The sequence below is a fragment of the Pseudomonas sp. MONT-RG-20F-20-E-7-02 genome (assembly GCF_022662395.1).
In the GTDB taxonomy this organism is placed as follows: Bacteria; Pseudomonadota; Gammaproteobacteria; order Pseudomonadales; family Pseudomonadaceae; genus Aquipseudomonas.
The window spans coordinates 450,381-466,189 of record NZ_JAKNQN010000001.1 but is presented as its reverse complement, the minus strand read 5'-3'; the positions used below and the strand labels follow the sequence as shown (position 1 = coordinate 466,189).

General features: G+C 63.6%; 4 protein-coding genes. All 4 read right to left on the bottom strand.

Annotation, left to right across the window (positions count from 1 at the left end):
- Nucleotides 1-86: 86 nt before the first annotated feature.
- Nucleotides 87-1,151 (bottom strand): chitinase, encoded by a 1,065-nt coding sequence (locus L8I05_RS02090; protein ID WP_242167031.1) that lies wholly within the window; start codon nt 1,149-1,151, stop codon nt 87-89.
- 40 nt (nt 1,152-1,191) lie between these two features.
- A complete protein-coding gene (locus L8I05_RS02085) occupies nt 1,192-1,827 on the bottom strand; it encodes a lytic polysaccharide monooxygenase auxiliary activity family 9 protein (protein WP_177019021.1) in 636 nt (211 codons plus the stop codon).
- Nucleotides 1,828-2,074: 247 nt separating this feature from the next.
- A complete protein-coding gene (locus L8I05_RS02080) occupies nt 2,075-14,971 on the bottom strand; it encodes a non-ribosomal peptide synthetase (protein ID WP_242167030.1) in 12,897 nt (4,298 codons plus the stop codon).
- A gap of 51 nt (nt 14,972-15,022) precedes the next feature.
- Nucleotides 15,023-15,775, bottom strand: a complete 753-nt coding sequence (locus L8I05_RS02075; protein ID WP_242167029.1) for an alpha/beta fold hydrolase — start codon at nt 15,773-15,775, stop codon at nt 15,023-15,025.
- Nucleotides 15,776-15,809: the final 34 nt, after the last annotated feature.

The window sequence follows — 15,809 nt, the reverse complement described above, 5'->3', positions numbered from 1 at the left end:
CATCGGATTTTATTTCATGAAGCCAATTATCAGATCATAAACATAGCTGTTTGAGATCAGGCACGTCTGCCAGATGTCTCTTTACGCTACAGCAGATTGGCGACTTCGAGATCCGCCTCATCCTCACCGAGGCCAGAGCGATGAGTGCCTGCGATCAACGGCCCATAACGGCGGCTGAATTCCCAGTTGTAGGGCACGTGGTCTTTGCTGATCCCGTTGTCCCAATTCACCGACCATGTCATCAGGCCCTTGATCGACAACCCTTTGTCGTGCAAACGCTTGAATGCATTGGTCACGGCTGCGGGGTTGATCACATAACCGGTGGCGGCTGCGTCGACGTTGGCCGGCAGACCAATGACGAACTTGTCCGCCGGGATTTTGGTAAACCCTCGCGTTCCGCTCACCAGACTTTCGGTCAGGTAAAACAGGAAATCCTCTTTCATCGCGTCGTTGTTCTGGGCAATCCAGGCACCGTTGCCGTTGTTGACCTCCTGCACCCAGATCCCGTCGCCCCCCTGGTTGTAATACTGCGGGGCGATGAAGTCGTAATAGCCTTCCAGCGCCTGGATGTAACCGACGTATTTGCCGGCGGTGGTCAGGTAAGGAAACTCGGGCGCCATGCTGATAATGAAGTGTTTGCCTTCACCGGCGTAATGGTCCTTGACCAGTTTCAACGCAGCGGGCAGGACAGTCTTGTTGTCGGCGAAATCAATCGCGCTCTGCTCAAGATCAATGTCCAGGCCATCAAAGCCATAGGTTTCCACCAGGCGGATAATCTCGTTGGCCAGTGGTTGTTCGTTGCCTTTATGCAACTCGATGTGCGCATCGGCGCCGCCAAGGGAAATCAGCACTGCCCTGCCCTGGCTGTTCAGCACGCCCACCTGGCGGCGGAACTCGGCGTCGGAAAGGTTGTACGGCTTGAACGTTGGGATACCGTTACCTTTCATGAAGGCCACGGCCACAACGTTGTAATCACTCGGCACGTCCACCAGGTTCATATTGGCGAATTGGCCACGCTGGTAGCCGTCGCTCGCGCCGGCAGGCCAGTTGTGCCAGAAGCCCATGAGGATCTTTTTGCCGGCGATGCTCGGCATCAGCGAGGCGACATCGTTCAGCGGCGATTTCAGTGAGGTGAAGTCAATCTTTGTCATGTTCTAATCCTTCAGAACGTATGGGTTGAACGGCGCGGGCTTATTTGAAGTCCACGTCGAAGGCTTGATAGAAGGCGTTGCCGGTGTTGGCGACGATCCACATCAATACGATCACGTGCCGGCCCTTTTTGTTGGCCGGCAGTTTCACTTCATGATTGACCTTGGCCTTCAGTTCGCCTGCATGGCTGTAGTACGGCACCTGGGCATAGAAGTCTTCGGCGAACGGCTGGGTTTCCAGTTGTGCGCGGGTGATGCGCTGTTTCGGATCCCAGCCATCCTTGGTGATCAGCCAGCGATAGCCACGGGTGGTGTGCGGCGCGGTGTATTCCCAGGTGACCTTGAAGGTCTGACCAGGGTCGACATTGAGCAGCGGCCAAGTGAAGGCGCGGTTGAGCTTCCTGGCCATTTCCTCGTCTGTGAAGTTGATGCAGTCACGGGCATCGGTCTTGCCGCCGCTGAGGATGAAGCCGTCGGCTGGTGGGGTGACGCTGTCACTGTCGGTTTGATAAGGCGCCGGGAACGGACCGGCAACCAGTGCCGGAAAGTTCTTGCCGCCTTCCATCTCATTGACCTGCCAGGTACCCAGCAGGCCGAGATCCACGGCGACTGCGCCACGGCTGGAAGGGGACGTGACACGACCATGGCGAAGAGGTGTCTGGGTTTGTGGTTTATTCATTTCTAACTCCATTTAGATTGATTAAGAACTCTCCTTTCCTGAAGGAGAGAACCTCAAACTAACGGAGTTGCTTTTTTTTTCCACAGGCCCGTTTTCACTCATTTGCGTCCCATCAGGCAATAGCCCCCAAAACACTGTATATAAAAACAGTATTATGGAAATCACCTACGCCACACAAGGTCAATATCCTACAAATAAAGGCGGAAATAAGCACAATTTCTCACACCGCCATTTGTTCCAGGTTTGCTTAAAGCCCCTCCAGCTCCGCCATCAAATCACTCAACCGATCGACCTTCTCGGCGCTGATCTCATTCGCCGCCAAGCCCTCGATATACTCAGCCAATTGCGCCACCGTGCTGCACTCGAACATCGCCCGCAGCGGTACATCGCGTTGCAGGGTTTTCTGCACGCGGGAGGCAATCTGCGTGGCCAGTAACGAGTGCCCGCCCAGCTCGAAGAAGTTGTCCTGCACACCCACCCTTTCGACTTTCAGCACCTCGGCCCAGATGGCAGCCAAGGTGGTTTCCAGCTCGTTGCGCGGCGCCAGGTAATCCTGGCTGTGCAACTGACCAATCTCCAGGGCCGGCAGGGCCTTGCGGTCGAGCTTGCCGTTGGCATTCAGCGGCAACCGGTCTAGCCATAACCAGTGCAGCGGCACCATGTACTCCGGCAGCTCGGCCCGCAGGCGTTGCTTGATGCGGTCCAGGCGATCACTCGGGTTCAGGCTCGCATCCGCCGCCACGAGGTAGCCGACCAAATGCTTGCCGTTGACGCCTTCCTGCACGCCGACGGCTGCGTCGCGCACTTGCGGCTGTTCGTGCAGGCGCGCCTCGATTTCACCCAGCTCGATGCGGTAGCCGCGAATCTTCACCTGATGGTCGATACGCCCCACATATTCCAACACGCCATCGCTGCGTCGGCGTGCCAGGTCGCCGGTGCGGTACAGGCGCTCCCCCGGCGCGCCGAACGGGTTCGGCACAAACACTTGCGCCGTGCGCAGTGGGTCGCTGACATAACCACGGCCCACCCCCGTACCCGCCACGCATAACTCGCCGACGGCACCTTGCGGCACCAGCTCCAGCGCACCATCGACCACGTACAAACGGTTGTTGTCGGTCGGTGTGCCAATCGGCAGGTAAGTGCCACGGGTCGAGGCCAGGTCGACACGGAAGAACGCCACGTCATCCGAACATTCCGCCGGGCCATAAGCGTTGACCAGGCCAATCTGCGGGTAACGCAGCAGCCACTGGTGCGCCAGTTCCGGCGGCATTGCCTCACCTGTCGGCAGCATCCAGCGCAGGCCATCCAGGCTCATGCGCTCTTGGGCCAACATGCCCTGGATCAACGACGGCACGCTTTCCAGCACGCTAATGCCCTGGGCCTGTACATGCGCCAGCAAGCCTTGCGGATCATGGGCGATGGTGTTCGGCACAATATCGACCCGCGCGCCAAACAGCGGCGCGGCGAGGAACTGCCACACGGAAATATCGAAACTTTGCGACGCGGTCTGGGCGATCACATCCGTCGGGCTCAGGTCCAGGTACGGCACCTTGCTCAACTGGTTATTGAGCATGCCGCGCTGTTCGACCATTACGCCCTTGGGCAGGCCGGTGGAGCCCGACGTGTAGATCACGTAGGCGAGGTTGTCCGGACCGCTGTAGACACCCGGGTTTTCCCCACGGCTCGGTACTTCCTCCCACACCAGCAGTTGGCAGTCGGTGCCTTCCAGCAGCTCAATGGCCTGCTCGCGGCACGCCTCGCTGCACACCAGCAACGGCGTGCGGCTCAAGTCGATAATGCGGCTCAGGCGTTGGCTCGGCAGGCCTGGGTCCAGCGGCAAGTAACCGGCACCGGCCTTGAAGCTGCCGATGATCATACCGAGCAGATCCAGGTTGCGTTCAGCCAGCAACGCCACCGGTTGATCCAGGCCGACACCCGCCGCGATCAGCGCGTGGCCAAGACCATTACTGCGCCGGTTCAATTCGTCATAGCTCCATTGCTGGTCCAGGCAACTGGCGGCGATGCGCTGCGGATACGCGGCCACCTGCGCCTCAAACAGCTCGATATAGCTGCGCTCCAGCGGGTAGGCGTGCTCGCTCTGGTTGCAGCCGTCGAGCAGGAATTCACGTTCCTGCGCGCCCATCAACGGCAGGTCGGCCATGTCGCCATGGAAGCCCTGCACCAGCGCCAGCAGCAGGCGTTTGAACTCGCCGAGCATGCCATGCACGGTGGTTTCGTCGAAATAACGCTGGTCATAAGACAGGTGCAAACCGAGGTCGTCGCCCGGGTAGCACACGGCGGTCAACGGGAAGTTGGTGTGAGTACGGCCGGAGTCCGAAGTGGCGTTCAGGCTTTGCGCGCGGTCCAGCACCGAGACTTCCACCGGTGCGTTCTCGAACACGAACAGGCTGTCGAACAGCGGCTGGCCCTTGGGCAACTCGCTGTGTTCCTGGATAGTCACCAGCGGCAGGTATTCGTACTCGCGCAGCTGCATGTTGCTGTCGAGCAAGCCGCTCAACCATTGGCGCACGCTGCAACGCTGGTGGTCTTCAGGCAGTTTCACCCGCAGCGCAATGCTGTTGATGAACAGGCCGACGGTGCGCTGCATCTCCGGCATTTCCACCGGGCGCCCGGCGACGGTGACGCCGAACAGCACATCACGGTCCCCGCTCAAGCGCCGCAGCACCAACGCCCATGCCGCCTGGGCAAAGGTGTTGACGGTCAGTTGATGGGCCTGCGCCAACTCACGCAGTTGCGCACCGTCGCGGGCATCCAGGCGTGTATAGCAGTCGCCCACCACCATGCCGCCGCTGTGACCGGCGTGTTCACGCAGGAACGGCCGGTCGCTCGGGATCGGCGTGGTGCGCTCGAAACCTTGCAGGTTCTGCTGCCACCACTGGCGCGCTTCGGCGAGGTTCTGGCGTTGCAGCCAGGCGATGTAGTCGCGGTAGCGCGGCGGCGTGGCCAACTGCGCTTCGCGGCCTTCGCCCAACGCCATGTAGATATCAAAGAAATCATTCATCAGCAGCGAACGGCACCAGGCATCGATGAGGATGTGGTGGTTGCTCATCATGAACCAGTAACGCGCTTCGCCGACGCGGATCAGGCGCAGGTGAAACGGCGCCTGGTTGAGCAGATCAAAACCGGCCTCGCGCTCGGCCTTGAGCAAGGCTTGCAGGCGCGGCTCCTGTTCACTTTCCGGGTCGGCGCTCCAGTCCAGGTACTCAATCGGCGTGCTGCCCGGTTTGTGGATGACTTGCAGCATGTCTTCGCCGACGTTCCAGCAGAACGACGCACGCAAGGCTTCATGCCGAGCGATCACCGCCTGCCAGGCCTGGGCAAAACGCTCGGGGTCCAGCGCACTGTTGATGCGGTAGCGGTCCTGCATGTAATAGAGGCCGGTGCCCGGCTCCAGCAGGGTGTGCAGCAGCAGGCCTTCCTGCATCGGCGTCAGCGGGTAGACGTCCTCGATAGCGCTGGCCGCAATCGGCAGGCTGTCGAGTTGCGACTGCGTCAGGTGTGCCAGCGGGAAGTCGGACGGCGTGAGGCCGCCGGCATCGTCCTTGAGGCAATGCGCAATCAGGCTGTGCAGTTCGGCGAGATAGGCATCGGCCAGCTCGCGGATGGTCTGCTGATCGTGACGCTCGCGGCTGAAGGTCCAGCGCAGCACCAGTTCGCCGCCGTACACCTGGCTGTCGACGCTCAACGCATTGGGCAGCGGTGCATCCGGGTCATGGGCCAGGCCCGCCGACTCATCCAGCGGGTGGAACAGCGCATCGGCGCCGAAGCTCTGGTCGAACTGGCCAAGGTAGTTGAAGGTGATCTCGGCGCTCGGCAGTGCGGCCATGGTTTGCCGGCCCAGGTCGTCCGCCAGGTAGCGCAGCACGCCATAGCCCAAGCCTTTGTGCGGCACGCCGCGCAGTTGCTCCTTGATCGCCTTGATCGAGTCGCCCTGCCCGGCTTGCGGTGTCAGGCGCAACGGGTAAGCACTGGTGAACCAGCCGACGCTGCGGGTCAGGTCGATGTCATCGAACAGGGCTTCACGGCCATGGCCTTCCAACTGGATCAACGCCGAGTCGTGGCGACTCCAGCGGCACAGTACGCGGGCCAACGCGGTCAGCAGCAAATCGTTGACCTGGGTGCGATAGGCGCTTGGCGCCTGTTGCAGCAACTGGCGCGTGTGCTCGGCATCCAGGCGCACGCTGACGGTGTCGGCATCACGGTTGCGCAGCGCGCCGTGCGGGCGATCCACCGGCAATTTCACCTGCGGCCCGGCCAGTTGGTCTTGCCACACACTCAACTCTTCACGCAGGGATTCGCTGCTCGCATAGGCCTGCAAGCGCGCCGCCCAATCGCGCAACGCGCTGGTCTTGGCCGGCAGGCTGACCGACTGGCCGTCGCTCAACTGGCGGTAGACCGTTTGCAAATCCTCAAGCAGCACGCGCCACGACACGCCATCCACCACCAGGTGATGAATCGCGATCAGCAGGCGTTGCTGGCCTTGCGGGCCGTCCACCAGCAAGGCGCGCAGCAGCGGGCCGTGTGCGAGGTCGAGGCTGCGTTGGGTGTCGGTGAACAGCGCGGTGCAGTCCTGCATATCGCGCACCTGCGCCTGCATCAGCACACCGCCTTGGGGCACGGCCAAATGCTCGGCATGCCATTGCGCATCGCGCGGGGTGAAGCTCAGGCGCAGCGCGTCGTGGTGCTCCAGCACGGCCAGCAACGCTTGCTCCAGGCGATGCGGGTCAAGCAGCTGCAGCGGCTTGAGCAGCAACGCCTGGTTCCAGTGTTGGCGATTCGGAATATCCGTATCGAAGAACCAATGCTGGATCGGCGTCAGCCCCGAGCTGCCCGTCAGCACGCCTTGCTCGGCGATGACCTGCTCGGTACGCGTGGCCACGGCGGCCAGGGTTTGCACGGTTTGGTGCTGGAACAGGTCGCGCGGGCTGAAGTGAATCCCCGCCTGGCGCGCACGGCTGACCACCTGGATCGACAGGATCGAGTCGCCACCCAGCTCAAAGAAGTTATCGTCCAGGCCGACTTGCTGCACGTTCAATACCGCGCACCAGATCGCGGCCAGGGTGTGCTCCAGCTCGTTGCGCGGCGCCACATACTGTTGGCGATTGGCCTCGGGGTCGGGTTGCGGCAAGGCACGGCGGTCGAGTTTGCCGTTGGCGGTCAGCGGCATGCTGTCCAGTACGATCAGGTGCGCGGGCACCATGTAGTCCGGCAGTTGCGCCTTGAGGTGCGCCTTGATCGAGTCACGCAACGGGCCGTGGTCGGCGTCGCTGACCAGGTAGGCCACCAATTGTTTGCCACTTGGCGAATCCAGCGCCAGCACCACCGCCTCACGCACCGCCTGGTGCTCCAGCAGGCGGGTTTCGATTTCACCCAGTTCAATGCGGAAACCGCGAATCTTCACTTGATGGTCGATACGCCCCAGGTACTCCACCAGGCCATCGGCGCGTTGGCGCACCAGGTCGCCGGTGCGGTACAAACGCCCGCCATCGGCGGTAAACGGGTCGGCGACAAAGCGCTCTGCGGTCATGCCCGGCCGTTCGTGGTAACCCTGGGCCAGACCAGCGCCACCGACGTACAACTCGCCAGTCGCGCCTTGCGGCACCAGCGCCAGATCGGCGTCGAGAATGTAGGCCACTCGGGCGCCGATAATGCGGCCGATCGGCACGCTGGTGGCGCCCTCTTCCAGTTGCTGCGGCGCCAGGCTGGCCAGCGGCATGACCACGGTTTCGGTCGGGCCATAGGCGTTGAAAAACACCTCGGGCTGGAACGCGGCGCGGATACGCTGCAAGTGCTCGCCCGTCAGCGCCTCACCACCGGTGATGCACATGCGCACCGGCAAGGTCTGCTGCTGGGTCGCCAGCCATTGCGCCAACTGGCTGCCGTAGCTCGGGGTAAAGCCCAGAATGTTGATGCGATGAGTGCGAATCAGCGCGCAGATTTCTTCGGCATCCCACTGGCCTTGGGCGCGCAACACCACCTGCGCACCGCTGAGCAGCGGCACCAGCAGGCGTTCGGTGGCGGCGTCGAAGTTGATCGAATAAAAGTGCAGTTCGCAGTCGTCCGCGCGCATGCCGAAGCGTTCGATCACGGCCTGGCAGTGCATGGCGATTTCACCGTGGGACACCACCACGCCTTTGGGCTTGCCGGTGGAGCCGGAGGTGTAGATCAAGTATGCCTGGTGCTGCGGCAGGTTGATAAAGGGCAGCTCGTCGGCCGGGTAATTGGCGAGCACCGGCAGGTCATCTTCCAGGCACCAGCAGGCCACGGTCGCTGGCAATTCGCCGAGGGCTTCAAACATCGCCGCATCGCTGAGCAGCAGGCCAATGCCGCTGTCTTCGATCATGTAGTGCAAGCGGTCCAGCGGGTATTCCGGGTCCAGCGGCACATAGGCGCCACCGGCTTTAAGGATCGCCAGCAGGCCAACGACCATTTCCAGCGAACGCGGCAGCGCCAGGCCGACGCGCACCTGCGGGCCGACACCGCGCTCGCGCAGCATCCAGGCCAGGCGGTTGGCGCGGGCGTCCAGCTCGCGGTAGGTCAGCGTTTCTCCTGCAAACGTCAGCGCCGGCGCATCGGCACGCTTGCTCGCCTGCTGACTGAACAGCTGATGAATACACTGATCGAGGCGATGCTCGCCCGCTTCCACACCGAGGCTGTCCTGCAACGCGCGCTGCTCGACGGCGCTCAGCAACGGCAGTTCGCTGAGGCGCTGCTGCGGGTTGGCGATCAATGCTTCCAGCAGATTGCGCCAATGCTCGGCCATGCGCGCAATGCGCGGTTCATCGAACAGGTCGGTGCTGTAGGTCAGGCAGCAACCCAGGCGGTGGTCGAGGTCGGTGACTTCCAGGTTGAGGTCGAACTTGGTCGCGCGCGCATCATTGGCCAGGTACTCGACGGTCATGCCGGCGAGTTGGCGGCTCTGCTGGAACTCCCAGCGCTGCACGTTACACATCACCTGAAACAGCGGGTTGTACGCCGCACTGCGCGGCGGTTGCAGGGCTTCCACCAAATGGTCGAACGGCAGGTCTTGATGGGACTGGCCTTCGATCACGGTGTGGCGCACCTGCTCGAACAGTTCAGCCACATTCATCTGCCCGGTGAGCTGGCAACGCAGCACCTGGGTGTTGAGGAAGGCGCCGATCAGCCCTTCGCTTTCCGGGCGAATCCGGTTGGCCACCGGCGCGCCGATGCGCAGGTCGGTCTGGCCGCTGTAGCGGTAGAGCAACACCGCCAGGGTCGCGGTCATGGTCATGAACAGGGTCAGGCCGCGCTCGACATTGAAGGCGCGCACGCGAGCAGCAAGCTCGTCGCTCAGGTCGAAACGGTACAACTCGCCCTGGTGGCTTTGCACCGGTGGCCGTGGGCGGTCGCCGGGCAGTTCGAGCAACGGGTGCTCATAGCCAAGCTGCGCGGTCCAGTAGTCCAGTTGGCGCTGGCGCTCACCGGCCTCCAGCCACTGGCGCTGCCACACGCTGTAGTCGAGGTATTGCACCGGCAACGGCGCCAGCGGCGAGTCGCGTTCGTCGATAAAGGCTTCGTACAACGCGCTGAGCTCACGGGCGAAGATATCCATCGCCCAGCCTTCGGTGACGATATGGTGCAGGGTCAGCACCAGGTAGTGTTCTTGCTCGCCGGCCTTGACCAGGCAGGCGCGCAGCAGTGGCCCGGTTTCCAGATTGAAAGGCGTGTGCGCCTCGTGGTCGGCCAACTGTTGCAGACGCAGCTGACGCTCGGCTTCATTCAGCGCCGAGAAATCCTGCCAGTCCATGCGCAGGCCGGTTTGCTTGGCGACCTTTTGCCGGGCCACGCCGTCGATGCTCGGGAAGGTGGTGCGCAGGGTTTCGTGGCGCATGATCAAGGCTTGCAACGCCGCCTCGAAACGCCCCACATCCAGCACGCCACGCAGGCGCGCCATACCGCCGACGTTGTAGGCCGGGCTGTCCGGTTCCATCTGCCAGAGGAACCACATGCGCTGCTGCGAATAGGACAGCGGCACCGGCGCGCTGCGGTCGACCCTGGCGATGGCGGTTTGCTGGTTGCGCTGGCCGGAGGCCTGGACCAGCCTGACTTGCTCGGCAAACGCGCCCAGCTCGCTGGCTTCGAACAAGGTGCGCAGCGGCAGCTCGACGTCACAGGCCTGGCGGGTGCGCGAGATGATTTGCGTGGCCAGCAACGAGTGGCCGCCGAGGGCGAAAAAGTCGTCGCCCAGGCCAATGCGTGGCAGGCCGAGGACCTCGCGCCAGATCGCCGCTATCTGCTGCTGCAACGGCGTTTCGGGCTCGATGTGCTCGCGGGTTTGCCACACCGGCTCCGGCAGCGCGCGCCGGTCCAGCTTACCGCTGGGGCTCAGGGGCATGGCGTCGAGGCGTATCAGTTGCGCGGGCACCATGTACTCCGGCAGCTCGGCGGCCAGGGCGGATTTTACCTGCTGTTCGAAAAGCTCGGTGCTGGCGGTGTAGTAGCCGATCAACTGCTGATCACGCACCAGCACCACGGCTTGGGCGATGCCGTCCATGGCCAGCATGCGGGCTTCGATTTCTTCTGGCTCGACACGGAAGCCACGCAGTTTGACCTGCTGATCGAGGCGGCCGAGGTATTCGAGTACACCGTCAGCGCTCCAGCGCACGCGGTCGCCGGTGCGATACAGACGTGCGCCCGCCTCGCCCAGCGGGTCGGCGACGAAGCGTTCGGCGGTCAGCCCGGCACGGCCGAGGTAACCGCGCGCCAGGCCGATCCCGCCAATGCACAGTTCGCCCGGCACGCCGGCCGGCAGTGGGTTGAGGTGTTCGTCCAGCACGCGGCAAATCACATTGCCCAGCGGGCGGCCAATCGGCGAACGCTCACCGTCCTCAGCCTTGCAGTGCCAGTGGGTGACGTTGATGGCGGTTTCGGTCGGGCCATAACGGTTGTGCAGTTGCACCGCCGGCAGTTGCGCCAATACGCGGTTACGCAATTCGGCGGGCAAGGCTTCGCCACCGGAGAACAGCCGACGCAGGCTGGTGCATTCGGCCACCAACGGCTCATCGATAAACAGCTGCAACAGCGGCGGCACAAAGTGCAACGTGGTCACGCCGTGTTCCCGCACCAACTGCGCAATGCGGTGCGGGTCGCGGTGCTCGCCGGGGCCTGCCAGCACCAGGCGGCAACCGCTGATCAATGGCCAGAAGCACTCCCACACCGACACGTCGAAACTGATCGGCGCCTTTTGCATCAGCACATCGGTGTGGTTGAGTTGATAGGTGGCTTGCATCCACTGCAAGCGCTCAGCCAGCGCCGCGTGGGTATTGCCGACGCCCTTGGGCTGGCCGGTGGAACCGGAGGTGTAAATCACGTAGGCGAGGTTGTCGCCGTGCAAATGCAGGCCCGGGGCCTGGGTCGGCCAGCTGTCGAGGTGCAGGCTGTCCATGGCAATCACGCACACGCCTTCGGGCGCCGGCAACAGTTCCAGCAGCGCGGTCTGGGTCAGCAGCAGGTGCACGCCGCTGTCCTGGAGCATGTAGGCCAGGCGGTCGGCGGGGTAATCCGGGTCCAGCGGCACGTACGCGCCACCGGCCTTGATAATCGCGAGCAAGCCGATCAACAGTTGCGGCGAGCGCTCGGCGGCGATGGCCACGCATACGTCGGGGCCGACGCCCTTGTCGCGCAGGTAATGGGCCAGGCGGTTGGCCTGGGTGTGCAACTGGGCGAAGCTCAGGCTGCCGCCCTGCCAGACCAGCGCGGTGTCTTCCGAGGTGTGCTGGCTGAGCAGTTCGGGCAACCACTGCCGGGCTGGCGTGCACGGCGCTTCGCTCCACGGTTGCTGTTCGTCGGTTTGCATCAGCTTCAGGTCGCCGATGGCCTGTTGCGGTTGCTCGCACACGGCGTGCAGCAGGGTGATGTAGTGTTCGGCCAGGCGTTGAATCGTGGCGCTGTTGAACACTTCGTCGGCGTAGTCGAACGCCAGGCTCAGGCGCCCGTTGCGGTCTTCTTCGCTGTGCAGTTGCAGGTCGAACTTGGCTTCGCGGCTGTGCCACGGCAGTTCATCGGCGAGCATCCCCGGCAGGCGGCGCAAGGCACTCAAATCGCGCTGCTGGTGGTTGAACATGACCTGGAACAGGCCTTGCTCGCGGGCTTGCGGGAAGGCTTCCAGCAGTTGTTCGAACGGCAAGTCCTGATGGGCCTGGGCACCCAACGCCGTCTGGCGGGTGGCGGCCAGCAGTTGGTTGAATGGCAGGCGGCCGTCCAACTCGGCGCGCAGCACCAGGGTGTTGATGAAGAAGCCGATCAGGCCTTGGGTTTCCTGGCGCGGGCGGTTGGCATTTGGCACGCCGATGCGGATATCGCGCTGGCCGCTGTAGCGGTAGAGCAGGCTTTGGAAGGCTGCGAGCAGCAGCATGAACGGTGTGGATTCATTCGCCTGCGCGGTCTGGCGAATCGCTGCGCTGAGGCCTGCATCCAGGTGCACGCTATGGCGCGAGGCGCTGTTGCGTTGCTGGGCCGAGCGCGGGTGGTCGGTGGCCAGGCTCAGGGTCGGATGTTCGTCGCCCAACTGCGCTTTCCAATACGCCAGTTGCCGCTGGCCTTCGCCTTCGGCCAGCCATTGGCGCTGCCAGCTGCCGTAATCGGCGTATTGCAACGCCAGTGGCGGCAGCGCCAGTGTTTGGCCCTGGCTCGCGGCGGCGTACAGGCGCGAGAATTCGTCGATAAGGATATTCAGCGACCAGCCGTCGGCGATGATGTGGTGCAGCGTCACCAGCAACTGGTGCTCTTCATCGCCAAGGCGCACCAGGGTCACCCACAGCAGCGGGCCTTTTTCCAGGTCGAACTGGGTGCGCGCTTCGTCCTCGCGGATCTGTTGCGCGCGCATTTCACGCTCGGCGGCAGGCAGGTCGCTGAGGTCGATGACTTGCAGGTCGAAGTCAACGCTGGCGTCCACACGCTGGAAGCCTTGGCCGTCGCGCTCGTAGAAGCGGGTGCGCAGGGCTTCGTGACGCTGGATCAATTGCTGGAAGCTGGCGCGCACCGCGTCTTCGTCCAGCTCGCCGCGCAAGCGCAGGGCGCCGGGGATGGTGTAGGCGCTGCTGTGCGGGTCCAACTGCCAGGTGATCCACAGGCGGTTTTGCGCCAGCGATTGCGGCAGGTCGTCCTGGCGCGACAGTGCGTGGATCGCGCCTTGAGCGACGCCACCGTCTTGCTGCAATTGCGCGACGTTGGCGGCAAAAGTCGCCAGCGTCGGCGCCTCGAACAACATGCGCAGGTTCAGCTCCAGGCCCAGGGTTTCGCGCAGGCGCGCCACAACTTGGGTGGCGGTGATGGAGTTACCGCCGAGCAGGAAAAAGTGGTCATCGGCGGCGACGGTTGCGACCTGCAGCTGCTCGCACCAAATCGCCGCGATCTGACTTTGCAGTTCCGATTCCAACTCCGCATCGCTCGTGTGCGTTTGCAGATCGGGGAACTGCGCATAGCTGTCGAGGCTGCCGTCGGCGTGGCGAAGGCCGCAAGCGGCGCGCTGCACTTTGCCGCTGGAGGTCTTCGGCAAGGCGCCCGGGTTGAGCAATACCACCACGCTCGGCGCTTGCTGATACGCCTCGGCCACGGCCTGGCGGATGGCTTTGATCAGCGCTTCGGGCGGCAGGATTTTCTGCACGCTGCGGCTGATTTCCGCGGCAATGCCGATGCCTTCCAGGCCCTGGTCATTCACCGCAAAGGCGGCGACGCGGCCCTTGCGCACCACTTCCACTTCGCGCTCGACGGTCTGCTCGATGTCCTGCGGGTACAGGTTATGGCCGCGCACGATCAGCAGGTCTTTCAAGCGCCCGGTGATGTACACCTCGCCGTCGCGGATAAAGCCCAGGTCGCCGGTGCGCAGCCAGGTGCGGCCGGCGTGTTGTACGAAGGTTTTGGCGGTGGCTTCGGGGTTGCGCCAGTAGCCGTGGGCGATGCTCGGGCCGGTGGCCCACAGTTCGCCGACGCGGTTATCCGCCAGCTCGCTGAGCGTGTGCGGATCAGCGATCAACACGGCGTGTCCCGGCTGGCGGGTGCCGCAGCTCATGATCGCACTGCCCTGCCCCGGTTCGGCGCGGTTGGCGGCCAGCGCTTGTTCATCCACACGCAGGGCCGGGATGCCTTGGCCACGGGTGCCGCCGGCGACAAACAGGGTCGCCTCGGCCAGGCCGTAAGAGGCGAAGAAATTATTCGAGGTAAAACCGCAGGCCGCGAACTTCTCGGCGAAGCGTTCCAGGGTGTCGAGGCGGATCGGCTCGGAGCCCGAATAGGCCACGCGCCAGGTGCTCAAGTCCAGGCGCTCCAGGGCCGATTCACTGACCCGCTCGCTGCACAGGCGGTAGGCGAAATCCGGGCCGCCGCTGATGGTACCGCCGTATTCGCTGATCGCTTCGAGCCAGCGCAACGGCCGACCGAGGAAGTACGCCGGCGACATCAACACACACGGCACACCGCTGAAAATCGGCTGCAGCAGGCCGCCGATCAAGCCCATGTCGTGGTACAGCGGCAGCCAACTGACGATCACGTCATCCGGATTCAAGTCGATGCCGAAGCCGCGACGGATCAGCACTTCGTTGGCCACCAGGTTGCCGTGGCTGACTTGTACGCCTTTAGGCAAGGCGGTGGAGCCGGAGGTGTATTGCAGGAAGGCGATGTCGTCGGCGTGCAGTTCGGGTTCGACCCAGTCATCTGCGCGCTGCGCATCGAGGGTATCGACGCTCAGCACCGGCGGCGCGTTGTCGATTTGCGCCAGGCCGTCGGCGAGGCTGGCGATGCTCAGCAGCAGGCGCGGTTCGGCATCGGCAATGATCGACAGCAGGCGCTCCTGATGATGCCGACGCGTGGATTCAGGTGGATACGCCGGCACCGCGATGATCCCGGCGTACAGGCAACCAAAGAACGCCGCGACGTAGTCCGGGCCGCTGGGGAACAACAGCACCGCACGCTCGCCCAGCGCCGCATTGGCCTGCAAGGCGGCGGCGATGGTGCGGGCGCGCTGGTCGAGGTCACGGTAGCTGAGCACAACGTTGTGCTCGGCGGAATCGGCGAGGAAGCGCAGCGATACCTGGTCCGGCGTCTGCGCGGCACGACGTTGAAGGGACTGGACCAGAGTGCGGGGAAGTTCGAAGGCGTCCATCATGGGGTTCCTGCCTGAAATCGGCTTACGGGAAAATCGAGAATTAGAGAGCGTTCAGCCGGCGACCAGTTGCCGCGCCGCGCCATTGCGCCAGCGGGCCAGGTGCTCATCGGCGTAACGCCGCAGGCAACGCAGCACAGCGCTTTCGTGCTGCACGAGGAAGAAGTGGTGACCGTCGAACATGTCCAGGGAAAAGCCGCTGGCGGTGTCGGCCTGCCAGTCGAGCAACTGCTCGGCACGCACGCTGTCTTGCTTGCCGCCGAACACGTGGATCGGCATGCCCAACGGCTCGCGCTGGCCGTAGGTGAAGCTGCCGCAGAGCAGAAAGTCGGCGCGCAGGATCGGCAGCATCAACTGCATCAACTCAGGGTTGGCCAGGGCTTCTTCGGCGGTGCCTTGCAGCTCGCGCAGGCGGGCGATCAGTTGTGCGTCGGTCTTTTCGATGGCGTACTCGCTGACATCACGGCGCGCCGGGCCAGCCGTGCCGGAGGCGAATAACGCCAGCGGCGCAGGCACACCGCGCTCGTGCAGGGCGTGGGCCAATTCGAATGCCAACAGGCCGCCGAGGCTGTGGCCGAACAAGGCGTAGGGGCCGTTCAGGTCATGGCTGATTTCATCCGCCAGCTGTGCTGCCAAGGCCTTGATGTCGCGCTGCAACGGCTCATCCATGCGCATGCCGCGCCCCGGCAATTCCAGCGGACACACCTGCAACCAATCCGGCAAAGCCCGACGCCAACGTGCGTACACCATGGCACTGGCGCCCGAATAGGGCAGGCAAAACAGGCGCAGTCGGGTTGAGGCACCCATCAAACGAGGCCTCCAAACTGAAACACGCTGTATG